Here is a 25,712-nt window from a genome sequence, read left to right on the forward strand (position 1 = left end):
CACCAAATACAGCCTTTCCAGATAAAATCATTCCTTCTACGGGCAACGTCAGTGACTTTGAAAGTGCGAAATATCTTATCGAAGACTCTTCTGCCACCTACGTAACGACCGGGGCTATTCCTCCAAAATGAACCTCGAAGAATGGCTAAAAAGAGACGTTTCCTTCGTAACGAGGATCTCAAAAAATCTGAGAGTATACATTGAAAAAGAGTTTGAACCAACTCATCCTTCTGTCACCAAAGATGCCATTGTCTATTTCGGCACCTCTCACCATCCTGTGCGATACATCGAATTTACGGATGAAAAGGATAGAGTGTATCGAATCTTAACCAATCGATGGGACCTTGAAGACACTGAGATTCTGGATATCTATAAAAACAGATGGATCGTGGAGCTCTTCTTTAAATGGATAAAACAGCACCTGAAGTTCACTAAAATTTGGAGCACCAAGCCCCAGGGGATCTGGAATCAGATGTTTTTAGCGGTCATTGCCTTTGGTTTATCTGTAATCGTTAAACTTATGACACGATCCACCAAGACTACATGGGGATTCTTTCAATCACTTCAAACCTATCTCTATAAAACGTATGGCGATTTATTATTAGAATTAGGGAGAAAGAAGAAAAAATCGAAAGGCAGACAAAAAATCCCGATCCCTTCGAAATCTAAACCTGATTTTGGAACTGTAGCCATGGTAAAAGGAAAACGACGAATTTAACTATAAGTATGTAAAAAAATGGGAACAAGGTCTTTTACAACCATGTTACCCTTTTTTAATTCCCCAGCTAAAGCTAACTGTAAAATTTTTGAATAAATTTAAGAAATTTACATAGATGCATCGCTAGTGAGGGACTGTCCCTTTTCACACTTTAACGCATTAAAGAAATCCTCAGAACAAAAGCGCCTCGTTCAGCCCCGACAGGCAAATGTTCCAAAGAGAAAAAAGGCGGGCTTTCCTGTTATTCTCTTTGGGTTATTTGACCCCGAGGGGCTAGGCGCTGTAGCTGGACGTGGATAACATAGTTAAAAGTTGTCCACAAAGATCAATTTTAAAATTCCTATGCAATAAAAAAGGCCCCAATCAACGCACGTTGGTTGGGGCCTTTCCGTATATAGGTTACCTTACATTCATTTCATTCGGATGCGGGCCTTTGCGGCGATCCTTGTTCAATCCGTCAATTTGCTTCATCTCTTCAGCAGAAAGTTCAAAGTCAAAGACATTGAAGTTTTCTTCGATTCTGGATGGAGTGACTGATTTTGGGATGACAATGGTATTGTTTTGCAGGTGCCAGCGCAGAATCACTTGTGCAGGTGACTTGCCATGTGCTTCCGCAATTTTTGTGACCACTTCATTTTGGAGAACCTCTCCGCCTTGCTCAAGCGGACTCCAAGCTTCAACAAAGATATCATGTTTCTCACAGAATTCCTTCAATTCATTTTGGGCAAGGTGCGGATGACATTCCACCTGATTCAGGACCGGCTTGACATCACACTCTTTCAACAGGCGTTCCAGATGCTCGATTTCAAAGTTGCAGACACCGATCGCTTTAACTTTACCGTCATTATAAAGCTTTTCAAGTGCTTTATATGTATCTACATACTCATCAAATTCAGGAGTCGGCCAATGAATCAGGTACAAGTCAACGTACTCCAGTCCAAGTCTCTCCAAGCTTTCATCAAAAGCACGCAGTGTATTTTCATAACCTTGATCGCTGTTCCAGACTTTCGTTGTGATGAATAACTCTTCACGAGGAACACTCGTTTCTTTCAAGGCTTTTCCAACACCTTCTTCGTTTTGATAAATCATGGCTGTGTCGATAGATGTATAACCAGTTTCAATAGCCTTTGAGACCGCAGCTGTCGCTTGATCATTCTCTACCTGCCATACACCGAATCCCAGCTGAGGCATCTTCAACCCGTTATTTAGAGTCACGAAATTCATTGAACATATCTCCTTTTTTCATATATTCCTTATAAGAGCAGAACAATTATAAGGTTTACTCCGAGCGCTTTCTTTATTCAAGCCATCACTAGTACGGCCTATTGCCATTATACAAAAGCCAGGAATATTTATTAAAGAATTTAGACTTGTAAATTACTATAATTATTTCTTCCTCTACAAAACTCTCTTACCTTATCAAAAAATACCGCCTTAAACTTCTGCCCATTTCGATTCTTTATTTTTCCACCAATATTATTGACTAATTTTCAAAACTCCTATATGGTTATATACATAACTATATAACCATATAACACTAAGGAGTGGATATTGTGGTGATGAACTATTGAGCCAGCCATTCGATGACAACAGGCCGATCTTCATCCAGATCAAGGAGCGGATTGAGGATCAGATTGTTAACAATCAATTAAAAGAACATGATCAGATTCCATCGACCACCCAGCTGGTCAAGTTTTACAAAATTAATCATTTAACGATAGCGAAAGGGATCAACTTGTTAGTGGATGCCGGAATCATTTATAAGAAGAGAGGTGTGGGGATGTTTGTAGCCCAGGGGGCAAAAGAATTACTCTTGGAACATCGCAAAGAAGGATTTGTTGACCAGTATATGCTGCCGCTGATCCAGGAAGCGGAAAAGCTGGGAATCTCAGAGAATGAAATCGTAGATCTCTTGAATCAATTGAAAGGACGTGATAAAAAATGACTCTTGATATAGATATTAACGGAGTTACCGTGAAATACGGAAAGAAAGAAGCCCTGTCAGACATCAATCTCCAACTTGAAAGCGGAAAGATTTACGGTCTCATCGGAAGAAACGGGGCAGGAAAATCCACTCTCCTCTCTTTATTGGCTTCTTTCAAAGAACCTGATAACGGCACTATAAGGATCGACGGAAAGGACCCATTCGAAAATGCAGAAATCATGTCCCAAATCACTTTCGTCTATAACACTGATTACAGTGATGAAACGGAAAAAGTGAAAGGGATGTTAGAAGTTTGCGAAAGATATCGTCCAACATACAATAAGGAATTTGCGGATGAATTGGTGAAGCTATTCAAGCTACCTCTTAACTCACAGGTTAAAAACCTCTCGACAGGAATGCAATCCGCACTGAATGTGACTATGGGGCTTGCCAGCAGGTCTCCCATCACGATTTTTGATGAAGCCTACAACGGCATGGATGCACCTACCCGGGAACTATTTTATAAGAAGGTCCTTGAGGATTTTGAAGAAGTGCCCCGCACGATCATTCTCTCTACCCATTTAGTTTCTGAAATGGACTACTTATTTGAAGAAGCTGTCTTCCTGCATGAAGGAAAAGTACTTCTCAAAGAACCAGTAGACGTACTGATGGAACGTGGAGCTTCCATTACTGGTTCAAGCCAAGAGGTAGATGCATTTGTCCGTGGTATGAGGAAGTTAAGTTCCCAAAAGCTTGGGGGGACGAAATCCACCATGGTATATGGAGACATTTCAGAAGAAAAAAGACAGGAAGCAAGAAGGATTGGCTTGGAAGTGGGACCTGTTTCTCTGCAGGATTTGTTCATCCATTTAACCGGTGAGGAGGTAAACGAAAATGGCAAATAATACCCAATTCGGCAAAGTTGCGGTGGATATGTCCTTCCTGCAGCTGATCTGGTCTGCATGGTTCATGTCTTTTGTATTTGCTGCTTATATAATCCTGCAGAGAGTCGTTGACAATGAGACGGTAAATGAGCAAAGCTTCCTTACTTTTAGTTATGGGCCTTCTAAGATTTTCATGCTGGTGATAGGAATTATTTCTGTATATGCATTTTTGACATTTTACGTTAAAAACGGTGTTACCAGGAAGGACTATTTTAAAGGAGCAGCTGTTTCCTCGGTGGTTGTGTCGTTAGTGCTCATGACTACTGCCGGCATTATAGCAGCAATTGAACAAGTGATAGATCCTGATATAGTTACATCATCATTTGTCGGACCGGATACCTCTTTACTATTGACTGTGCTGGCATTCAGTATTAATATCCTCGCTTCTTATACGGCCGGCTGGCTGATTGGCGCCGGGTTTTACCGTTTCGGCGGATTTGGCGGTATGCTGTATATTTTTGCTAGCATCCTCATTCTTTCGCTTTTGGATTTTCTTTGGGAGTCCGAGCTGAAAGAACCGCTAAAATTTTTGTTAGACATCAGTAATCACCATGGCTTCTCATCACTTACATCATTCATTCTGACAGCAGGACTGCTGGCTGTCACTTTGTGGATCATAAAACGCACAACCAAACGGGTCCAGATTAAGCTTAAATAAGTTGACAAGGAGAATAAAATGAATTCTTTAGAAAAATTATTCAACTGGATGCTGGTTATCGGCCTGATTTTTATGGTCGGCCGCTTGATAACGGCAGGATTCAGGCTATTGGATATTCCTTTTACAACCTTCTTTATGGACTATAACCCGCTTCCATTTTTCGTATTGATTATCGGGGCTATAGGATCCAATGTAATGAAGGCGATTAATAAGAAGAAATGACTGAAGAATATCAGGAAACAGGCATCCGCAAGAGAAAGCTTGCTCCCGATTTAGCTAGGGGCTTTATGCTTCTGTTCATCTCATTCGCACATGCCCACGTTTTTCTTTATTCAAGTGACGGCAGCTACACTGACTTAGATCAATTCATAGTACTTGTCCGTCAGATAGTCATCGATGGCCGGGCTTTTCCAATGTTCTTTCTCTTGTTTGGTTATGGGATGGTTCAATTCATGAGAAGCCAAGAGAAAAAAGGAAGCAGCTGGCCCTACATTGGGGAATTATTCCACCGTCGGGGCTGGTGTATGTTATTCATTGGTCTCCTGCATGCGGTAATATTGTTTGATGATATTATCGGGATGTATGGATTAGCGACTCTTCTCTTCTTTCCTCTGCTTCGCTTTACCGATAAAAATCTATTATGGATTTCGGGGTTATTCTATTTATTGATTATATTAACCGGTGCCATAACTGCTCGGGGGTTTGACCCATTTTCAGAGAGCACAATCAGCTCTTCGGCAGTACAGATATCTGTTATAGCTGCCTCAGCGGTAAGGACATCTGAATGGATAGTCTATACTCCACTGCTTGTCTATCAAGTGGTTCCCGGCATGCTCATCGGAATATGGGCAGCCAGAAAACAGATATTGGATTTCCCGGTTAATCACCGGCCGCTTCTTGTTCGAATTTCATTAATTGGAATTGGAGCTGCAGTAATTGGAGGAATCCCATTGGCAATGGCATCATCACAATACTGGCCCGATGTTTCCGCAGAAATGCTGACTGCTTCAAAAATCATTCATACGGCAACAGGGTATTTGGGAGGTATCGGATGGGCAGCCCTCATCGGTTTGGCTTCCATCCCGCTAGAAAAAAGCAGAAGCACCCTTATAATGGCGATTGCTGCTGCAGGACAGCGTTCTATGACATTCTACATATTTCAATCTGTCATATTCGTTGCTTTCTTTTCCCCTTATGCAGGAGGTTTTGGAAATAAAATGGGGCAATTCGGGAGTGATGTGACTGCGTTAGTAACTTGGCTCGCTTCGATTCTTATTGCTGATGTCATGCGCCGCTTACATCTTCCAGGCCCTGCAGAATATTTTCTTCGAAGGGTCACCTACAACCGGTCCACACACTAAAAAAGCGATGAAGAAATGTACCCCTGAAAATCTTCTTAAGTATTGATTGACGCTTTTTAAAAATCCAATAGGAAGGACATTTCCTCCTGGTTACGCAGAGCAGCTCTTTTGTATTTTTATGTATGAGAATATTGCGTATTAAAGCTTAACAAAAGAACCTAATAAAAGAGAAGCGACATTTTAGCCGTCGCTTCTCTCTTTTTATTTCCCAGCAGCCAATTCTGCAGCAACCTTCTTATTCACCGGCATTTCCTCCAACGGGTCTTCCGCTGGTGTCGAGCGCTTAATGAATAAAGATAAAACCAGTGCTGCGCCAGCAATGAAAGCTGCCACCAGGAATGCATCATTGATTCCTTGGAGCATTGCCTCCATGCCGACCTGCTGCTGCATTTGCGCCATAGCAGCTTCTGTCGGCTGTCCTGTAAGGTTTTTCATTGCATCCTGCATCAATTCTTTGGTATGAGTGACAGTCCGGTTTGACATTATCGTGATCAGCAAGGCAGTCCCAATCGCACCGGATACCTGGTTCAACGTATTATTCATGGCAGTTCCATGAGGATAAAAACGGGCAGGAAGCTGGTTCAGTCCATTAGTTGAAACAGGCATCATGACCATCGACATACCGAACATCCGGATCGAGTTCAAAACAACCAAGTTCGAATAGGAGGTATCCTGAGTCAGTTTACTGAACAGGTACGTAGTCACGACCGTAATCATCAATCCGCTTGTCGCTAAAATTCGGCCGCCGAATTTATCGAACAGCTTCCCGGTGATTGGTGACATGAATGCCATTACAAGAGCACCTGGCAGCATCAACAAACCGGCATCCAAAGGAGAAATCCCCCTGATTGTCTGTACATAGATCGGGATCATTAACATTCCGGAAAACAGAGCCATATTCAATACCATCGTAATGGATGATGATAGTGCAAACATTGGATATTTGAAGACTCCGAAGTTCAGCATTGGTCTTTCCATTTTTGATTGACGAAGGATAAATACCACTAAGGATACAACCCCTAGAACAATCGTCCCGTAAACCCAAGGACTATCCCAGCCTTTTGTACCTGCCGAGCTGAAGCCATACAGTACACTTCCGAAACCGGCACTGGACAAAATCACTGAAATGAAGTCCAGGCGGATATCCACCTTTTCCTTTTTATCCTTCAATAGGAAAAAGCCGAGTAAAAAGACGATTATGGCAATCGGTGTGACAAAGTGGAACAGCATTCTCCAGTCATAATTCTCTACGATCCAGCCGGACAGTGTCGGCCCGATGGCAGGAGCCGCCATCATGATCAATCCGAACATCCCCATTGCCGCTCCCCTTTTTTCAACCGGGAAGCTGACTAACATGACATTCATGAGCAGCGGCATAAGGATCGCAGTCCCGGATGCCTGAATCATTCGGCCGGCAAGCAAGACAGGGAACACATGGGCTATCCCTGCTAGCAGGGTACCAACTGTAAACAAGCCCATTGCCACCAGGAATAACCGGCGCACAGAATACTTTTCAATTAGGAATGCGGTTGTCGGAATCAACACTCCGTTCACCAGCATAAAGCCGGTTGTCAGCCATTGGACGGTAGATGCTTCAATCTCCAGCTCCACCATTATAGACGGAAGTGCTATGTTCAATAATGTATTATTTAAAAATGCGATAAAAGCTCCAACCATTAAAACTGCCAATATCCCATATTGAGGACGTACATTCTTTTTTGTACTCTCCATTCATTCTCCCCCTTATACTAACAGTCCATTTTTTTATACTGTCATTTTAAACAAGATATATCATATACCATCGGTACAAAAATTTCAATTGGAAACTTAATTTTCCCTATATAAGTTTGTAGAAATAGCGGTATTGGGGTATCATCGACTTTATACAGTCAGTATAGTCAAGGAGGAAATCATGAATAAAAGAAAGCAGCATGTCATCACTAAAGCACATGGGCTGTTTATCGAAAAAGGGTTTCAGCAGACATCCATACAGGACATTTTGGATGACAGCGGCATCTCGAAGGGTACGTTCTACAATTACTTTTCCTCAAAGAATGAGTTATTGATAGAACTGTTCAAATCCATTTACAGTGAAATTGAAAAAAAGCGAAATGACCTGCTGATCAGCCAGGATTCTTCCAATATAGAAATATTCATTAAACAAATCGAAATACAAATGATTGAAAATAGGGAAAACAAACTGATCCCGCTCTATGAGGAAGTCATGATGTCAAATGACGAGGACTTGAAAAACTCGGTCAAAAGAGGGCAATTGAAGATGATCTATTGGCTTCACAGCCGATTCCTGGACATTTTCGGCGAGAGCAAGAGACCATACCTTTTGGACTGTGCGATCACATTCCTCGGCATCCTTCATCACAACCTTCGATATTATTCAATGGTCAACAACACGACAACCGGCCTTCATCGTGTCGTCCATTACAGTGTTGATCGAATCGTCAATATCGCCGAGGAACTAGGTAAAGGACATAAACCGCTGTTTCAGCCTGAACTCCTGAAGGTCTGGTTTCCTGAACATCAGTGCGGCATCCAGGATACAAAACAAGAGCTGCAGCATACTGTTTTGTTTCTGAAGCAGCAGATCACCGACACCACTAATCAGGTGAAATACCAGGAATTATTGGATTTTATACAAGAAGAATTGCTTCACAGCGAATCTCCACGGAAGTTTCTTATTAAAAGTGCTTTCGCTTCTTTGAAAGAAGAAGAAGAATTATTTGAGGAGAGCCATTTTAATATGCTTGAAGAATTGATAGAAAAGTTAATAGTATAAATCTAAAGAGATGCACATAATTTGCGCATCTCTTTTTTGTCTGCAATATAACCTCAAGCGCTCGTTCCTTTTCACCTTCAAGATCAATTTATGGCAGGCTTACACCATGTTAAATCTCGATATTTTTTAGGCTCTTTTCGTAAACTTTGCTGCTATTTGATAGTTATTCCGAAAAATAGCAATCTTAAGAAGGAAAAAATACGGTAACATCGAAAAGAAAAGAGCTACTCTTCCCCAATAAGAGATACAACTCTTAGTATACGGGGATATCCGGAAGCAATAACATGTGCAAAAGCAACCTTTTTATAACACACGCATAATAATATCTTCTCTAGTCATTACTATAAAAATCCAATGTAATTAGCAGCAACCAGCTTAAGACACCTGCGGATTTCTGCGCATGAAGTAGAAATCCAATACTTAAATAGAGCCACAATCTCTGCGAGAAAATAAAAAAACGCAACCCATGAGGTTGCGTTTTTCAAGTATGGAGCATAGCGGGATCGAACCGCTGACCTCCACGCTGCCAGCGTGGCGCTCTCCCAGCTGAGCTAATGCCCCGCAATAGAATGTTGCGACGTTTTTTATTATATAAAGATTATATCATTTTAGCAAGTATTTTTATGAAATTTTTCTACTTTTCATTTCTTTATATCTTGATTGTATTGTAAACGCTTTCCTTACCTTCTATAATGAAAGAAAATTCAGATATTAACAAGGAGGATTTTATGCTGCAAGCTGAAGTATTGCCGGAACAGACCAAGCCGTTCAACGAGTCCCATATAGGAACCAGTGAAATGCAGAAAAGCTATCGAGTGGATCTTCGCACGTTTTCTGAAAAAGAGTATAACAAGTTTGTAAAGGTGAATACGGTCAGTGACTGGTCTTTGCTGTCCTGGAAAGATGTAGGCCGTCCGTTTGAGGTGAAGAATTATTCCTTGGATAGACAACAATATGAGGAAGAGCACGGAAAGCCGATGAGCGCGCATACTTCCTGGCAGTATTTCAACAGGTCTTTTCATGAGTGGTTTTCTAAGGATGTTCCTCTTGAAAAGCAGAGAGAAAAAGAAAAATTCTTGGAAAGTCTAAAAAGTTTTCAGCCAGGCACAGTAAAATCCGCGCTTGGCGATGTGGTAAGAATTCAGCTTTGGAATTATGTCCACCGGATACAGGACGGCATCTGGGATCCGCGTGGAAAGAGGGCATTATTTGAAGGTCTTGATGTGTCCAAACCCCGGATTCTATTTCTCGGAGCAGCCGAAGGATATGAAGCGATGCAACTTGCCGCTATGTACCCTGGCTCTAGAGTGACAATGGTGGATTATGATGAATACTGCAAGACCACAAGGTTTGAGCACTTTCCCGATTCCTATCCATTCCTTGGCGAAAATCCTCATACCGGCCAGCCCAAAGTCTATTATAAGGATGATTTAAATATTGAGTATGTCATAGACGATATTCGCAATCTTTCTTATGGAAAGGAATTTGACATTGTTATATCGGTTGGCCTGCTTGAGCATTTTCCTGACGAGTATAAACCGGAAGTAGTGGACTGGCACCGAAAATTTCTCAAACCGAATGGCTATGTGGTCATGACGACGCCTCGAAATCAACTGCGGTCGCGAATCTACTACAATATTTTTGCTGACGTGATGAATCACACTTATCGTGAGTTGATGACGGTCGAGCAAATGGGGTTATATATGTATGAAAATGGGTTGGATATAGTAAAGTCCGGTTATATCAAGGTCCATAATGGTATCATCGCCAAAGCTCGTTAAGGTTTATTTTTCCTCCTATGTAACATTTTCATTTCAACTCCGTCTACTTCAGTAACAAATGAAATGATTGGAGTGATGAAGATGAAAAAGCTATGGATAGGAGCTGGGGGTCTCCTGCTCGCTGCTGCACTCGTGTTTGTTTATTTTAAGCAGCCTGCTGTAGAGACCGGCGCTCAAAGCATTGCTAAAAATATCGTCCTTTCTGATAAAACATGGAATCTGGAATTCTCTCAGCCCCTTAAGAAACTCAGTGAAGATGCTATCTATGTAAAAGATCAAAATGGCGAAAAGATCTCTGTAAAGATCACCATGAGCGATGACCGTAAAAGCGTCCTCGTCCACCCGCCTGAAGATGGCTATTCTACCGAAACAGAATCATTCACTCTGCATATTTCCTCAGAGGTCAAATCTTCTCTTGGCCTTCCTGTCCGGGGAGATAACACGGTAGAATTCGCTGTCGTCCCTACCCTTCCCGAAGTAAAATCTCAGAAAGACCTGCAACAGTATTTCAAGTACGCCATTAAAAGAGAAAAAGAAAACAGGCCGAAGTTTTCTATGTTTAACAGGAGTGCCTCGGAAGATTCAGCGGATGACAGCGGTTCATCAGCTGACGGAGCTATGGAGGCCCAGCAGGAATCTTCTTCTAATGAACACAGTACAACCAATAATCAGGTCCAGGGTGTGGACGAAGCAGATATCGTGAAAACGGACGGCACTTACATCTATCAGATCGCCTCCCAGCAGCTGGTTATAACAAAAGCTGAGCCTGTCAGTGATATGGAGGTCGTTTCATCCATTCCCTATGAGAATAACTTCTCCCCTCAGCACTTATTTCTACAGAAAGACAAACTGATTGTTATCGGAAACAGCTGGAATGATGGGTATCGGGACACCCCCTCAGCCGAAAAAAGTTCAGTTGAACCTAATATCATGCCGATGCACAATATGATGAAAACAATTATTTACGATATTTCTGATAAGGAAAAACCGGATCTGCTAAGAGAATTTGGCATGGAAGGAAATTATGTCTCAGCACGTAAAGTAGGTTCTTATGTATATCTTGCCGCCAATCATTATCCCGACTACTGGATGCTTGAGGAGAAGGATGATGTAGAATTAAGACCGAGGATTACCGACAGCTTAAACGGCCAAGCACCGGCCTTCCTTGAATATGAAGATATTAAGTATATGCCGCAATCCACCGAAACCAACTTTACCCTGCTTGCGGCAATCGATCTAGAGAAGATTTCTTCGGATATCCTCGTCGAATCCTATCTGGGAAGCGGCCATCAAATTTATATGTCGAAAGAAAATCTATATATGGCCTTGAGCAAATATAACGCATCAAGCGAAAATCCATCAGGATCTGCTGACACCGAAGTCTATAAGTTTGCCATAGACCAATCAAATATCGAATTTGCAGGAATGGCGAATGTAAGAGGAACAGTCCTTAACCAGTTTTCAATGGATGAACATGATGGGAACTTCCGGATTGCCACAACCAAAGGAAACACTTGGGGAGATGATCGCACACCGTCGACCAATAATCTTTATATACTCGATGAAAACTTGAACCATATTGGAAAAGTCGAAGATCTCGCCAAGGGTGAGCGGATCTATTCTGTACGGTTTATGGGAGACAAAGCTTATATGGTCACATTCAAACAGGTGGACCCGCTCTTTGTCATCGACACAAGCGACCCATACTCACCAGAAGTTCTTGGAGAGTTGAAGATTCCCGGTTTCAGCAACTACCTCCACCCTTTGGATGAAAACCATCTAATCGGATTCGGTTATGACACGAAGCTTGTGAAAGACGACAAAATGTCTAATGCAGAGCCTCTCGTCCTGACAAGCGGCATGAAGATATCCCTGTTTGATGTCTCAGATTTCCATAATCCAAAAGAAAAGGACACGGAAATCATTGGCGGCCGCGGCACACATTCTTACTTAATGGATGACCATAAAGCACTCTTTCAGCACAAAGACAAAAGCCTGTTCGGCTTCCCGGTTTCCGTTTATCAGGATAAAGAAGGCAGTATGTATGAACAGACCTTTGACTATCAAGGAGCTCTAGTTTACGAAATTACCCCTGAGAATGGAATCGTTAGAAAAGCGCAAATGACAAATTCAGATGAAGATGAAATTTATGAGCGCTGGGAACACCAGGTTCAGCGGATGCTCTATATCGGAGAAAATCTCTACACTATTTCACCAGAGCAAATCCGTTCTTACAAATTGAATGACTTCACGAAAATTGGAGAGCTTGAGATTCAGTAGACATAAACTCTCTTTCCAGAATGATTTAATTAATACTATTTAAAGCGGATGAAATGTGCAGCCATTTCATCCGCTTTTTTTATATTCCTTTCTTGGAGGTACCGTTGCACAGAGACAGGTACCTGCAGCAGAACACAACTATTTTTACAAAAAAAGCCTATTTTTCATTTTTAAAGGCAATAATGATTAGCAATGCGGAAAGGAGACTTTGCATATGAGCGTTTCTTTTTATCAGCGATTTCTTAGATGGCCCATCCTTGCCAGAACTTTGGTCATCGCCCTTACAGCTATTTCTGCTTTTGGATTCCTAATTCATATTATAGAACCCGCTAATTTCCCTACTATTTTTGATGGCATATGGTGGGCCTTGATTACGACTTCAACGGTCGGATATGGCGATTACGTCCCACTGACGACTTCCGGAAGAATCATTGCCATGCTGCTCATTTTTCTTGGAGCCGGTTTTCTGACAACCTATTTTGTCACGCTGGCTGCCTCTACTGTTACCACGCAGAATGCCTACTTAGAAGGGAAAGCGTCGTTTATGGGAAAAGAACATACAATCATTGTCGGATGGAACGAACGGTCAAGAGAGATCATTGACCAATTGCTGTCCTTTGACAGCAGCAATCTCGTGACGTTAATTGATGATTCCTTAACGGAGAATCCATATAAAAATCCCCGCATCCATTTTATAAAAGGACAGTCTTTCCGGGATGACGTATTGAAGAAGGCCGGGGTTCACACCGCTGAAATTGCTGTCATTACCGCCGATCAGAATAAAAATGAAATCGACGCAGATATGAATACAGTAATGACACTGCTCGCAATGAAAGGGATCAACCCGAAGCTGTACTGCGTAGCTGAAATTTTGACAGGAGATCACATCGCCAATGCTGAAAGAGCAGGTGCTGATGAAGTCATACAGACGAATAAACAGACCAGTTATATCATTATGGACAGCATTTTATCCAAAGGAATGAGTACCACTATTCTTGAGCTGCTGAATCATTTAAAGGGCAATAATCTTCAAGTCATCGATCCTATTGAAGGATGCCATAATAAAACCTTTCAAGAAATCAGTACCTTGCTGCTGGAGAAAAACATCATCCTTTTGGGGTTAAAAAAAGGAGAGCGCACGATCGTGAACCCTCCGTTGGAAACAATCATTTATGCTGATGACGGCCTTTTGGTGATTTCCACTGAAAAGTCCCAAAAGAAATCAGGTTAGCAGCTGGTCTTCAAGTTCTTTCACCAGCTCCACACCAACAGAAATATATTCTTCCGGAAAACTGGCGTCTGGATCCTGAGGTTCTGAGAACTGGTTGGTTGTTCCGGAAAATGTTCCAGTAGAAGCATGGTCATCCAACCCCCGCTGATACTTGTGAGAAAGCAGGAACGGCCTTCCGAATTCCACTGTGGCTCCCCGGGAATCCAGCTGTCCGTCCACTGCAGCAAACGGCAGACGCAAAAATTGATACCCTACTTCGTCATCAATTTTATAGTCAAAGTAACCATGATCATAATCCCAATTTCCTCCAATATCATATCCTAACGGCTTTAGCTGCTGCTCTAACTTATATAACTGAAAATGCTGCCCCTCCAGTTTAGAAGGAAGTTCAATCATCCCAAACACTCCTTTCTTTTACGTTAGTTTTTCCCAGAGTGTCTGGAATGAGTCATGAAAGCACAAAAAGTTATTGAGTGCCGCCGGTCTGAAGTTATCATAGGTTTGAAATTTTGCGGATAATTACCCTCACTTGCCCGCACCTTATGGTTTGCGGGCCATTATCCTTCCCACAGGGGGATCTCATTGGACCGTAAATTTCGGTTACGGGCCGTTATCTCCTTCCAAAAAGAGTATCTCATTGGACCACTACTTCCGCTTATGGGTCGTTAGTCTCTCAAGAAGGCTCTTTTTATAAACTTATTCCTCTTTGAATTATTCTGGTAAGCAAGAAGAAAAGAGCTTCTCCCCTGCTTAGAGAGAACAAACTTAGTATCAGGGGGAGAATGCTTCTCTTTGGATTTTTACAAAAGCAGAAACAAATACGAAAAAAGTCTATATTACAGACTATTTTTAAATAAATGTTGTTTTAGAATGCGATTTTACCTTCCATTTCCCTTTACGAAGGGGGATTGGAGCGGAAGGCGTGCGATCTCCTGCGGGACTAGCGGGACAGGTGAGACTCCACAGGCGCCGAGGAGGCCAATCTAGCTCCAGCGGCCAGAGACTAGCAGATTTCGGTCTCTCTCCTTGCGATAAGTCATCATCGAATCGCTGTCGCTCTTCGTGATTCCTTTATCTCATACGAGAGCCCTAAAATCTGTACGTCGCTGAGCGGCCGCTTTCGCTTTTTAGTTCACCGCCCGCCCCGCGGAGTCGTCCGCCTGGAGCGGAAATCCATTACTTCTTAATAACCACAATCTTTGTGAAGAGAGCCATTTAAAAAAATCTCATTACGCAGCAAATCCTGCTACAAAGTAATAAAGGTTTTAAACAAAAAAGCTGACATCCAATTGGATGCCAGCATCTCCTAAAACCTATTTCAAACGCTTCTCAAGCTCAGCTTTCTTTTCTTCAAAGCCCGGTTTACCTAATAGAGCAAACATATTCACTTTATATGCCTCTACTCCAGGCTGGTCGAATGGGTTGACTCCTAGCAGGTAGCCGCTGATAGCGCATGCCTTTTCAAAGAAGTATACCAGGTACCCGAATGTGTAGGCATCCATCGCAGGGATCTCGACAATCAGGTTCGGCACGCCGCCGTCTGTATGGGCAAGCAATGTTCCTTGGAATGCTTTGTTGTTCACAAAGTCGACTGTTTCGCCGGCCAGGTAGTTCAAGCCGTCAAGATCGCTGTCCGCTTCTTCGATAGTCAGTTCATGGCGCGGTTCTGAAACCTTGATGACCGTTTCGAACAAGTCTCTTCTTCCTTCCTGGACATACTGCCCCATGGAGTGAAGATCAGTAGAGAAGTTAGCTGATGCAGGGAAGATACCTTTTTGGTCTTTTCCTTCACTTTCGCCGAACAGCTGCTTCCACCACTCAGAGAAGTATTGAAGCCCCGGCTCATAGTTGATTAACATTTCAATTGTTTTACCTTTGTTATAAAGGACGTTTCTAACTGCCGCATATTGGTAGGCAGGATTCTCTTCAAGGTTTTCTGTACTGAAGTCCTGGCGAGCCGCAGCTGCACCTTTCATCATGGCCTCGATATCGATTCCACTTACGGCGATTGGCAGAAGTCCTACCGCTGTAAGAACAGAATAGCGTCCGCCTACATCATCAGGAACCACGAAAGTTTCGTATCCTTCGTCGTTTGCCAATGTCTTAAGAGCGCCTTTTGCCTTATCTGTTGTTGCATAGATGCGTTTTTTCGCTTCCTCGGCACCGTACTTCTCTTCCAGTTTCTTGCGGAAGATACGGAATGCGATCGCAGGCTCCGTTGTTGTCCCTGACTTAGAAATGACATTGATGGAGAAGTCCTTATTTTCAAGAAGGTCCATCAAATCTGTCATATACGTGGAGCTGATATTGTTTCCTAGAAACAGGACTTGAGGCGTTTTGCGCTGTTCACCGGAAAGCGCATTATAGAAGCTGTGATTCAGCATTTCAAGCGCTGCTCTCGCTCCTAAATACGAACCGCCGATTCCAATAACAAGAAGGACATCAGAGTCGTTTTTAATTTTTTCAGAAGCTTTCTGAATGCGGGAAAATTCTTCTTTATCATAGCTTTCCGGAAGGTCTACCCAGCCAAGAAAATCACTTCCTGCACCTGTTCCTTCGTGTAAAGAGTGGTGCGCCGTTTTCACAGCATCTTTCAAATATGTAAGTTCATGTTCACCAAAAAAGGAAAGTGCTTTTGAATAATCAAAGCGTACATGTGTCATATCCATTACCTCCTATTAAATTATTCCTTAATCCACTTTATCGAAAGCCGGGATGATAATCAAGAAAGGACCTGATGTGAAAGCGATACCAAATGTTTTTTCTATAAACTTTCACTAAATAGCCTCGAATCCTTCAGAATCCTCCATGCAATCAGCTTATATCCCTTTTCATTTGGATGAAGGGAATCGCTGAAATATTCTTCTTTTGACTTGTTTTTAAAGACTCCATCCAATGGGATGAAATTGATGCCTTCATAATCTGCTGCAATCTTCTTGTTTAAATCGTTCCACTCGTCAATTTGCACCTGGATCTCCTTATTACCTGGATAAGGATTATACAGGCCGATCAAGTGTATGGGCGCTGAATGATTTTCTTTCCTCAATGTATCCAATACCGAAGTCAGGTTCTTATGGTAGTCTTCCTTCCCTTCGCGGATTTTCTTTTCTTGCAGAGGATGCAGGTCCCCTCCATTGCTGTTGATCAAATCATTTGTTCCGATGAAAACAATCATTCCATCCGCTTCACTGGCTTCTTCCCTGGTTTCCGGGTTCTCAAGCTGATTCAGTACTCCGTTGGTTTCCTGGCCGACAATCCCATAGTTTGCAATCTCAATCGGTCCTGTTTCGTATTTTTGGTTAAGGACGGATTCCAGTTTATCAACATACCCTTCATTCCCCTTATCACCAAAGCCATATGTCAGAGAATCCCCAAACGCAGCGATTGTCTTCTCCTTTGATTCATAGTGTGCCCAGCCAATGAGAGCAGAAGCCGCTATAATACCCACTATTGCGTAAAGTGTTCTTTTCATAAAAGTTCCTTTCCTGTAAGGGGGACAAAGATGAACAAAGGGGACTGTACCCGTTAAAGGACAGTCCCAAAGTAAATGTTATAGTGAAGCTTTCAAGATAGCTTTTACATCCTCATGTTTCAAGGAACTAAAATTACCGAATTCTCCGTTGGCCATTGCTTTGTCCGCCATTACATCGATGTTTTCGTCATTGATGTCGTAATCGGCAAGCTTTGAAGGAGCTCCGAGGCTGCTCCAGAATTCGGACAGCTTATCGATTCCTTCCAAACCGATTTCTTTATCTGTTTTACCCTCAGGATTCACATCGAAAACACGAACAGCCATTTGTGCAAAACGAGCTGGGTTGACATCAATATTATGCCTCATCCAATTAGGGAAAAGAATTGCCAGTCCGCCTGCATGTGGAATATCGTAGACAGCTGATACCGCATGCTCGATATTGTGAGTAGCCCAGTCACCGCGATAGCCCATTTGCAGCATTCCGTTCAGCGCAATCGTACCAGAGTAAAGGATGGTTTCCCTGTGCTCATAGCTTTCCAGGTTTTCAAGAAGCTGTGGAGCCGTTTCAATTACTGTTTTTAACGTAGATTCACATAATCTGTCCTGCAAAGGAGTGTGTGTCGCATTATGGAAATATTGCTCAAAGACATGTGACATCATATCGACCATCCCATAAATGGTTTGGTCTTTTGGCACTGTAAAAGTGTTCTGTGGATCAAGAATCGAGAATTTAGGGAAAACAGCCGGACTGCCCCAGCCATATTTCTCATGAGTTTCCCAATTCGTAATGACGGAACCTGCGTTCATTTCCGATCCCGTCGCAGCCAATGTAAGGACGGTTCCAAACGGAAGGGCTTCTTCAGCTGCTGCCTTCTTTGTCACAAGATCCCAAGCGTCGCCATCATACTTTGCTCCAGCCGCAACCGCCTTGGTGCAGTCGATGACACTTCCGCCGCCTACTGCCAGCAATACCTCAATGCCTTCGTTCTTACAGATTTCCACTCCTCTTCTTACAGTGGAAATACGCGGATTCGGTTCCACTCCGGAAAGTTCATGAACCTCTGCCCCTATTTCTTTCAGCAGATTTGTTACTTTATCGTAAAGGCCATTGCGCTTGATGCTTCCGCCTCCATAGACAAGCAGAACCTTTTTCCCATATTGCGGAATTTCTTCCTTGATTTTTTCCACTTCATCTTTACCGAAAATCAACTTGGTCGGATTATAAAAAGCAAAACTGTTCATTTTGTTACCTCCTCTATTTACTATGCTGCATCTGTAATTGTTCTGCAATTGCATTCCATTCTTGCAAATAAGGGCATTCCCATATGTAAAAGCCCGGGCTCTCCTTACCTTCCCTTTATTATCGAATATAATGTTCCCTTATTGCAAAGAAAATGCACAGCGATATTTTTTTGAAGGATGCATAATAAAACGGAAAAAACAACAAGCTATGAGTGAAACATTAAATAAAAAGTGCCGAGTCTACTTTTAATCGTAACCGGCACCCTATTCAATAAGGAGGTAACAACATGAGTACAATTCAACGCATCGCACTGGTCCTTACTATCATAGGAGCTATCAACTGGGGACTTGTAGGGTTCTTCCAATTCGACCTTGTTGCCGCTATCTTCGGTGGACAAGATTCAGCACTTGCACGTCTGGTTTATGGTTTGGTCGGTATCGCCGGCTTAATCAATATCGGTCTTCTGTTTGCTCCTTCTGAAGAAGCAGAGCACTCTCCTGAAGCCCGTCCAACTCGATAAAATGACAAAAGACAAACTCACGCAACGTGAGTTTGTCTTTTTTTGGTTTGTTTCTATTTAAGCAGCCTCCGCAGTATCTTCAACCCATTTTTTGCATTCGGGTATTTAAAGGAAAAATCGAAAAGCGTCGTTTGCTTCAGGACACTTTTATAATGGGAAAAAGTCGAGAAGCTGCTCTCGCCGTGATAGCTGCCTATCCCGCTTTCCCCTACGCCTCCAAAAGGAAGGTGCGGAGTCGCGATATGCATGAGCGTGTCATTGATGCAGCCGCCTCCAAAGGAAAGCTTTTCAGTTATATCTCTTTCCACTTCTGAATTTCCAGTGAACAAGTAAAGAGCAAGCGGCTTGGGCCTGCTTGTAATAAAAGTCTTGACCTCTTCCAAACTTCCATAGGTAAGCACAGGGAATACTGGACCGAAAATCTCTTCAGTCATTACAGATACTTCTGTTGAACGGGGCTTCAGCAGGGTAGGTTGAATCTGGAGAGATTCGTCACTGAATCGCCCGCCGTATATCACTTCTCCATCGCTTAAATAGCTTTTCAAACGAGAATAGTGGCGCTCGTTCACTACTTTTCCATACTGGTCACTTTGGAAAGGGTCATCTCCATAGAACTCATGAACCGCTTTTTTATACTCTTCAATGAATGAGGCTTCCACATTTTCATGGACGAACAGGTAATCCGGGGCTATGCAGGTCTGCCCAGAGTTAGCCAGCTTTCCAAATGCCACCCGCTTCGCCGCGAGAGACAGATCAGCATCCTCATGGACAATGCACGGGCTTTTACCTCCCAATTCAAGCGTGACAGGAATCAAACGCTTCGAAGCAGCTTCCATTACAATTTTCCCAACAGGAACACTTCCTGTGAAAAAAATATAATCGAACGCCTGGTCCAAGAGAAGCTGATTCGTTTCAACTCCACCCTCCAGAACATGTATCAGCCCTTTTTCAAAACGTCCCTCAAAGAGTTCAACCAGAACCCTGGAGGTATTCGGAGTAATTTCGGATGGTTTCATAATCGCTGTGTTCCCCGCTGCCAAAGCTCCTATTAATGGAGAAATCGCCAGTTGGATCGGGTAATTCCAAGGTGCGATGATTAAAGAAACGCCATACGGTTCCGGTATGCGGTACCCTTTTGATCCAATATGGGTCATTGCTGTTTTCACTTTTTTCGGCTTTGCCCATGAGTCAAGATTTTTCAATGTAAAACTGATTTCTTCAAGCAGGATTCCTATTTCAGTCGTGTAGGCTTCTCTTTCAGATTTATTCAAATCATCATGTAAAGCTTTCAAAATCCTCGATTCATTTTCGCGAAGCACTTCCCCTAATTTCTTGAGGTGTGCTTTCCTTGCTTCCAGCGGCCTTGTTTTCCCTGACGCATAATAGTGCTTTTGAAGTTCTACTGCAGCCGTCACTTCTTCTTTTGATTTCTCTGGTATGGTCATCCCGCTCATTTACAACTCTCCTTGGATTGAGTGATTTAGTATCATTATATACCTTTACCCGAGTATTTACTTCTAAACGTTGGTTGTCCCGCTCTTCAAACCCAAGAGATTATCCGGCAGCGAAATGGAAAATGCATGGGTCCGTCACAGCTTACGGGCATGGTATCGGCGGCAAAGGAGGGTTTTTCGACGGATACGACTCTTTTATCAGCGGTTTCTTATATTTATCGGTGTTATTTTTATTTTTCGGCGAAAAACACCTATTTATCGGCCAAACGACATTTTACGACAATTCGGATCATAAAAAAAACCGACCAGGCACAAAACCTGATCGGCATTTCATTAAACCCAGCCTCTGAACCTGGAAGCTTCCGCCATCTTGCGGGCTCCCACCATGTAGGCTGCCAAGCGCATGTTGACGCGTCGGTTCATAGACGTTTCATAAACGTTATTGAACGCATCAACAAGCTTGGTGTGAAGTTTTTCATTTACTTCTTCTTCTGTCCAGTAATAACCTTGGTTATTCTGTACCCATTCAAAGTATGAAACCGTTACTCCGCCGGCACTCGCCAATACATCCGGCACCAGGAGGACGTCCCTCTCTGATAGAATTCTTGTCGCTTCAAATGTTGTCGGGCCATTTGCTGCTTCAACAACGATGGAAGCTTTAATTTTATGAGCATTGTTTTCAGTGATTTGATTGGAGATGGCCGCAGGCACGAGAATGTCGCAATCCAGTTCCAATAATTCCTGATTAGAGATTGTGTTATCAAATAACGTAGTCACGGTTCCAAAGCTGTCACGGCGATCTAACAGATAATCTATATCCAGGCCTTTAGGGTCATGAAGTGCTCCATGCGCGTCAGATATCGCTATCACTTTTGCACCAGCGTCATGCATGAATTTCGCCAGAAAGCTTCCGGCATTCCCGAAGCCCTGCACGACAACCCTGGCTCCTTTAATATCGATACCTTTTTTCTTTGCGGCTTCCTCGATGCAGATGGTGACACCTTGTGCTGTTGCCTTTTCACGTCCCTGCGATCCGCCCAGGACCAATGGCTTTCCTGTGATGAAGCCGGGGGAATCATTTTCCCGCAGACGGCTGTATTCATCCATCATCCAAGCCATGATCTGTGAATTCGTATAAACATCAGGGGCCGGGATGTCTTTGGTCGGGCCGACAATTTGGCTGATTGCCCGGACGTAACCGCGGCTGAGTTTTTCCAGCTCCGTGAATGACATCGTTCTAGGGTCACAAACGATACCGCCTTTTCCCCCGCCATATGGCAGATCGACAATTCCGCATTTCAAACTCATCCACATCGATAATGCCTTTACTTCTTCTTCATCCACTTCAGGATGGAAACGCACGCCGCCTTTGGTAGGACCGACTGCATCATTGTGCTGAGCTCTGTAACCTGTAAAAACTTTAATGCTTCCATCATCCATACGTACAGGGATACGTACAGTCAGCATACGAATCGGCTCTTTCAACAGCTCGAACATTTCTTCGTTATAGCCAAGCTTGCCAAGAGCATCGTTGATGACGTGTTGAGTAGATGTAAACAGATTCAGGTTTTCTCCCATTGAAAAATTCGCCTCTTTATTGTGTAGTCTAAACCGTTGTTATTGTAACATACAACCTTATGATTTCTTAGAATATTTCTTCTAATGCTGGACAAATCCCTGGGGCTCTATTCAATCCCCTTATTTCGAAAGGACTTTTTGAATGCGCTCAATCGCCCAGTCAAGGTCTTCCTGGCTGATGATTAACGGAGGAGCGAATCTGATGACTGTTTCATGGGTTTCTTTGCACAACAGGCCTTCTTCTTTCAGTTGCTCACAGTAGCCGCGGGCTGGTTCAGTCAGTTCAACTCCGATGAATAAGCCTCTTCCTCGGACCTCTTTGATTTTAGGGTTGTCAATCTCCCTCAGTTTGTTCATGAAATACTCTCCCAGTTCAAGGGAACGCTCGGAAAGTTTTTCGTCTTCCAGCACTTCCAGTGAAGCAACCGATACGGCACATGCCATCGGGTTTCCTCCAAATGTCGAACCATGGGAACCTGGATTGAATACACCCAAGACTTCGTTGTCAGCCACAACACAGGAGATTGGGAAAACACCGCCGCCAAGCGCTTTACCAAGAATGTACATATCCGGTTCTACGTCTTCCCATTCACAGGCAAACATTTTACCAGTACGCGCAAGGCCTGCCTGGATTTCATCCGCTATGAACAAGACATTGTTTTCTTTACACAGTTCATATGCTGCTTTCAAGAATCCTTCAGGAGGGATGACGATTCCCGCTTCCCCTTGAATCGGTTCAATCAAGAATGCAGCTGTATTCGGTGTGATGGCTTCTTTCAATGCATCGATGTCTCCGTACGGTACCAGGTTGATTCCTGGAAGCATCGGGCCGAATCCTCTCTTGTATTCTTCTTCAGAAGAAAGGGAAACAGCAGACATTGTACGGCCGTGGAAGTTTCCTACACAAGCGATGATCTCTGCTTGATTTTCCGCTACGCCTTTCTTATCGTAAGCCCAGCGGCGTGCAGTTTTGATTGCTGTTTCAACTGCTTCAGCCCCTGTATTCATTGGAAGTGCCATATCTTTATTAGTCAGTTTGCAGATTTTTTCATACCAAGGTCCAAGCTGGTCATTATGGAAAGCACGAGAAGTCAGCGTCACACGGTCTGCTTGATCTTTAAGTGCCTTGATGATTTTCGGATGGCGGTGTCCCTGGTTAACCGCTGAGTATGCGCTAAGCATATCCATGTATTTGTTTCCTTCAGGATCCTTCACCCATACACCTTCCGCTTCAGAGATGACGATTGGAAGCGGATGATAGTTGTTTGCACCATATTCTTGTGTTTGATCAATGATAGATTGAGAGTTTCTGGACATTTTATCTTCCTCCTGATCAATTAATTTTAGTAAGTTCTTTTTTATAGAATGTGACTGAGTTAAAATATTGGATTTCCGCTCCAGGCGTACGACTCCGCGGGGCGGGCGTTGAGCCTCCTTGGCTTCATAAAAAGCGGAAGCGGCCGTTCAGCGACGTACAGATTTTAGAGCTCTCGTATGAGATAAAGGAATCACGAAGAGCGTTAGCGATTCGATGATGACTTATCGCAAGGAGAGAGACCGAAATCTGCTAGTCGCTGGCCGCTAGAGCTGGATTTGCCTGCGGGGTCTCACCTGTCCCGCTAGTCCCGCTGGAGGTCGCACGCCTTCCGCTCCAATCCCCTTATAAAAGGAAGATGATTGCTTATCGTGCTTATTGTAACAATGTCTTAGAAAAAACTTCTCTGTTAAATAAGTAAAGAGGAGTGTGTTTCTTCTCCATTCAACTTTACCTTAAGGAGTGGAAATGGAGCTGCAATAGCAGACATCAGTAAGTATGATCCAGCAAAAATATGTCTATTTATAATCAATGGAGCCTCCACTTGAAGGCTCCATTATATTGTCTAACTTATAGCATTTCTGATGTTGTTTTTGCTTGCATGTGAAGAAGCAGGTAGTCTGGTCCGCCTGCTTTAGAATCGGTACCTGACATGTTGAATCCGCCGAATGGCTGATACCCAACGATAGCTCCTGTACATCCACGGTTGAAGTAAAGGTTTCCGACATGGAAATCTTCACGCGCCTGTTCGATGTGCGCACGATTATTGGTGATGACAGCGCCAGTCAAGCCGTAGTCTGTATTGTTCGCTACTTCGATGGCATGGTTAAAGTCTTTTGCCTTTGAGAAAGCAACAACAGGTCCGAAGATTTCTTCTTTCATAATGCGCGCTTCCGGATCAACGTGAGCGAAGATTGTCGGCTTGATGAAGTAACCTTTGGAGTCGTCTCCTTCTCCTCCGATCATCAATTCGCCTTCTTCTTTACCGATTTCGATGTAGCTCATGATCTTGTCGAAAGCAGCCTGGTCATTAACAGGACCCATGAAAGTTTCGCGGTCTGTTGTATCTCCAAGTGTCAATTCCTTAGTCAGTTCAACGGCACGCTCAAGGACTCTATCGTAAACATCCTCAACGATAATTGCACGGGAACATGCAGAACATTTCTGCCCTGAGAATCCAAATGCGGAAGCCACGATTGATTTTGCAGCCAATTCAAGGTCTGCTTCTTTATCAACAACGATTGTATCTTTACCGCCCATTTCAGCGATGACACGCTTAAGCCAGATTTGGCCAGGGTTCACTTTAGAGGCACGCTCATAAATGCGAGTTCCTACATCGCGTGAGCCTGTGAACGATACGAAGCGTGTTTTCGGATGATCCACAATATAATCACCCATTTCAGACCCGCTGCCAGGAATGAAGTTGATAACACCTTTAGGAAGGCCTGCTTCTTCAAGAACTTCAATGAACTTAGCTGCAACAACAGGAGTCGTTGAGGCCGGCTTCAGAAGTACAGTATTACCGGATACAATTGCCGCTACCGCTGTACCTGCCATTATTGCGAATGCAAAGTTCCAAGGGGAAATGACTACACCTACTCCCAGTGGAATGTAGTTGAATTGATTGTATTCGCCAGGGCGGCTTTCTACTTTGAAGCCTTCTGCGATGCGCAGCATCTGGCGGCCGTAGTATTCCATGAAGTCAATTGCTTCAGCTGTGTCCGCATCAGCTTCATTCCAAGGCTTTCCTGCTTCTCTTACCAGGATTGCCGAGAATTCGTGCTTGCGGCGGCGTACAATGGCAGCAGCCTTGAACAGGATGTCTGCACGTGTTTCCGGCTTTACTTTTCTCCATGTCTGGAATGTTTCGTAAGCTTCATTCATCGCTTTTTCAGCCAATTCACGGCTTGCTTTGGAAACACGTCCGACAACCTGCTCTTTGTTAGCCGGGTTATAAGAGACGATCTTATCTTCAGTCGTAATTTTTTCTCCGCCGATTGTTAACGGATAGTCCTGCCCAAGATAGCTGTCGACCAGTTTAAGGCCCTCTTTAAAAGCTTTTTGATTTTCTTCATTCGAAAAATCTGTAAATGGTTCATGTTTGTACGGAATCAATTTCATTTCCCCCTTTATCTAAAATAGAAATTTAGTAGTTTAATTATATAGAAGGTTCAGAAAAGCAAAAAATATTTGCATTCAGAAAACCCTTACATATATAATAATGCAAAAGATAGTTGCGTTTTTCAAGCTTTTTGCTTTATTTTTTTATTATTCTTTAAAAAATACTGAATTCCCTATGTATTAAGGTGGATTCCCATTCAAACAGGGGCAGGCTTTTACGCTTGCTGACAAACTATCTTGCACATTACACTATTACACTATGAATCGGTCTTTCAAACTTATAAACCTGATTCTTTTATAAATTTTTGAAGTTTTTCA

22 protein-coding genes and 1 tRNA gene are annotated in these 25,712 nt (G+C 43.1%); 12 read left to right on the forward strand and 11 right to left on the reverse strand.

The window, feature by feature from the left end:
* Positions 1–127 precede the first annotated feature (127 nt).
* Positions 128–718, forward strand: coding sequence for a transposase (locus B9Z54_RS01045; protein WP_162785040.1), 591 nt, complete (start codon positions 128–130; stop codon positions 716–718).
* Positions 719–1,117: 399 nt separating this feature from the next.
* On the opposite strand, the gene B9Z54_RS01055 is transcribed toward B9Z54_RS01045, so the two are convergent.
* The gene (locus tag B9Z54_RS01055) at positions 1,118–1,942 is read right to left on the reverse strand and encodes an aldo/keto reductase (protein WP_113926688.1); all 825 of its coding nucleotides are present in this window, start codon (positions 1,940–1,942) and stop codon (positions 1,118–1,120) included.
* 343 nt (positions 1,943–2,285) lie between these two features.
* Between B9Z54_RS01055 and B9Z54_RS01060 the strand changes: the two genes are divergently transcribed.
* The 5 genes from B9Z54_RS01060 to B9Z54_RS01080 are packed head-to-tail and all read left to right on the forward strand — an operon-like array spanning position 2,286 to position 5,605.
* Positions 2,286–2,663 carry a GntR family transcriptional regulator gene (locus tag B9Z54_RS01060; protein ID WP_113926689.1) on the forward strand — a complete coding sequence of 126 codons (378 nt, stop codon included), beginning with the start codon at positions 2,286–2,288 and terminating at the stop codon, positions 2,661–2,663.
* A complete protein-coding gene (locus tag B9Z54_RS01065) occupies positions 2,660–3,547 on the forward strand; it encodes an ABC transporter ATP-binding protein (protein WP_113926690.1) in 888 nt (295 codons plus the stop codon). Before B9Z54_RS01060 ends, B9Z54_RS01065 begins: the two co-directional genes overlap by 4 nt.
* Complete coding sequence (locus B9Z54_RS01070; RefSeq protein WP_113926691.1) at positions 3,537–4,244, forward strand: hypothetical protein; 708 nt, start codon at positions 3,537–3,539, stop codon at positions 4,242–4,244. The genes B9Z54_RS01065 and B9Z54_RS01070 overlap by 11 nt, the downstream gene beginning before the upstream one ends.
* Before the next feature lie 18 nt (positions 4,245–4,262).
* On the forward strand, positions 4,263–4,466 hold the full coding sequence (locus B9Z54_RS01075) for a hypothetical protein (RefSeq protein WP_113926692.1): 204 nt from the start codon (positions 4,263–4,265) through the stop codon (positions 4,464–4,466).
* A complete protein-coding gene (locus B9Z54_RS01080; protein ID WP_113926693.1) occupies positions 4,463–5,605 on the forward strand; it encodes a DUF418 domain-containing protein in 1,143 nt (380 codons plus the stop codon). The genes B9Z54_RS01075 and B9Z54_RS01080 overlap by 4 nt, the downstream gene beginning before the upstream one ends.
* 201 nt (positions 5,606–5,806) lie before the next feature.
* On the opposite strand, the gene B9Z54_RS01085 is transcribed toward B9Z54_RS01080, so the two are convergent.
* A complete protein-coding gene (locus B9Z54_RS01085; protein WP_113926694.1) occupies positions 5,807–7,336 on the reverse strand; it encodes a DHA2 family efflux MFS transporter permease subunit in 1,530 nt (509 codons plus the stop codon).
* A gap of 181 nt (positions 7,337–7,517) precedes the next feature.
* Here B9Z54_RS01085 and B9Z54_RS01090 point away from each other — a divergent pair, with 181 nt between their 5' ends.
* On the forward strand, positions 7,518–8,399 hold the full coding sequence (locus B9Z54_RS01090; protein WP_113926695.1) for a TetR/AcrR family transcriptional regulator: 882 nt from the start codon (positions 7,518–7,520) through the stop codon (positions 8,397–8,399).
* A gap of 488 nt (positions 8,400–8,887) precedes the next feature.
* Here the strand turns inward: B9Z54_RS01090 and B9Z54_RS01095 are convergent.
* Positions 8,888–8,960 (reverse strand) — tRNA-Ala (locus B9Z54_RS01095).
* Between the two features lie 167 nt (positions 8,961–9,127).
* Between B9Z54_RS01095 and B9Z54_RS01100 the strand changes: the two genes are divergently transcribed.
* The 3 genes from B9Z54_RS01100 (at position 9,128) to B9Z54_RS01110 (ending at position 13,691) form a co-directional block, all read left to right on the forward strand.
* Positions 9,128–10,180 carry a class I SAM-dependent methyltransferase gene (locus B9Z54_RS01100; protein WP_113926696.1) on the forward strand — a complete coding sequence of 351 codons (1,053 nt, stop codon included), beginning with the start codon at positions 9,128–9,130 and terminating at the stop codon, positions 10,178–10,180.
* Positions 10,181–10,261: 81 nt separating this feature from the next.
* A complete protein-coding gene (locus tag B9Z54_RS01105; protein ID WP_162785041.1) occupies positions 10,262–12,460 on the forward strand; it encodes a beta-propeller domain-containing protein in 2,199 nt (732 codons plus the stop codon).
* A gap of 214 nt (positions 12,461–12,674) precedes the next feature.
* Complete coding sequence (locus tag B9Z54_RS01110) at positions 12,675–13,691, forward strand: potassium channel family protein (protein WP_113926698.1); 1,017 nt, start codon at positions 12,675–12,677, stop codon at positions 13,689–13,691.
* Here B9Z54_RS01110 and B9Z54_RS01115 read toward each other — a convergent pair.
* From B9Z54_RS01115 to B9Z54_RS01135, 4 genes are all read right to left on the reverse strand, one after another.
* Positions 13,683–14,087 carry a YugN-like family protein gene (locus tag B9Z54_RS01115; protein ID WP_113926699.1) on the reverse strand — a complete coding sequence of 135 codons (405 nt, stop codon included), beginning with the start codon at positions 14,085–14,087 and terminating at the stop codon, positions 13,683–13,685. The two genes, B9Z54_RS01110 and B9Z54_RS01115, sit on opposite strands and share 9 nt — an antisense overlap.
* A gap of 917 nt (positions 14,088–15,004) precedes the next feature.
* Positions 15,005–16,354, reverse strand: coding sequence for a glucose-6-phosphate isomerase (locus B9Z54_RS01125; protein WP_113926701.1), 1,350 nt, complete (start codon positions 16,352–16,354; stop codon positions 15,005–15,007).
* Positions 16,355–16,455: 101 nt separating this feature from the next.
* Positions 16,456–17,163, reverse strand: coding sequence for a GDSL-type esterase/lipase family protein (locus B9Z54_RS01130; RefSeq protein WP_113926702.1), 708 nt, complete (start codon positions 17,161–17,163; stop codon positions 16,456–16,458).
* A 78-nt stretch (positions 17,164–17,241) separates the two neighbouring features.
* A complete protein-coding gene (locus B9Z54_RS01135) occupies positions 17,242–18,405 on the reverse strand; it encodes an iron-containing alcohol dehydrogenase (RefSeq protein WP_113926703.1) in 1,164 nt (387 codons plus the stop codon).
* A 287-nt stretch (positions 18,406–18,692) separates the two neighbouring features.
* Here B9Z54_RS01135 and B9Z54_RS01140 point away from each other — a divergent pair, with 287 nt between their 5' ends.
* Positions 18,693–18,926: a DUF378 domain-containing protein gene (locus tag B9Z54_RS01140; protein ID WP_006837125.1), complete on the forward strand. Its 234-nt coding sequence runs from the start codon at positions 18,693–18,695 to the stop codon at positions 18,924–18,926.
* Between the two features lie 53 nt (positions 18,927–18,979).
* On the opposite strand, the gene B9Z54_RS01145 is transcribed toward B9Z54_RS01140, so the two are convergent.
* Positions 18,980–20,380, reverse strand: a complete 1,401-nt coding sequence (locus B9Z54_RS01145) for an aldehyde dehydrogenase (protein ID WP_113926704.1) — start codon at positions 20,378–20,380, stop codon at positions 18,980–18,982.
* A gap of 17 nt (positions 20,381–20,397) precedes the next feature.
* On the opposite strand from B9Z54_RS01145, the gene B9Z54_RS01150 reads away from it, so the two are divergent.
* On the forward strand, positions 20,398–20,730 hold the full coding sequence (locus tag B9Z54_RS01150) for a hypothetical protein (RefSeq protein WP_162785042.1): 333 nt from the start codon (positions 20,398–20,400) through the stop codon (positions 20,728–20,730).
* Here B9Z54_RS01150 and B9Z54_RS01155 read toward each other — a convergent pair.
* From B9Z54_RS01155 to pruA, 3 genes are all read right to left on the reverse strand, one after another.
* Positions 20,714–21,958: a Glu/Leu/Phe/Val family dehydrogenase gene (locus B9Z54_RS01155; protein ID WP_113926706.1), complete on the reverse strand. Its 1,245-nt coding sequence runs from the start codon at positions 21,956–21,958 to the stop codon at positions 20,714–20,716. The two genes, B9Z54_RS01150 and B9Z54_RS01155, sit on opposite strands and share 17 nt — an antisense overlap.
* A gap of 120 nt (positions 21,959–22,078) precedes the next feature.
* Positions 22,079–23,275 carry an ornithine--oxo-acid transaminase gene (locus B9Z54_RS01160; RefSeq protein ID WP_113926707.1) on the reverse strand — a complete coding sequence of 399 codons (1,197 nt, stop codon included), beginning with the start codon at positions 23,273–23,275 and terminating at the stop codon, positions 22,079–22,081.
* 568 nt (positions 23,276–23,843) lie between these two features.
* Positions 23,844–25,394: an L-glutamate gamma-semialdehyde dehydrogenase gene (gene pruA, locus B9Z54_RS01165; RefSeq protein WP_113926708.1), complete on the reverse strand. Its 1,551-nt coding sequence runs from the start codon at positions 25,392–25,394 to the stop codon at positions 23,844–23,846.
* Between the last annotated feature and the right edge of the window lie 318 nt (positions 25,395–25,712).

The sequence above is a fragment of the Bacillus sp. P14.5 genome (assembly GCF_003316765.1).
Classification (GTDB): Bacteria; Bacillota; Bacilli; order Bacillales; family Bacillaceae_B; genus Rossellomorea.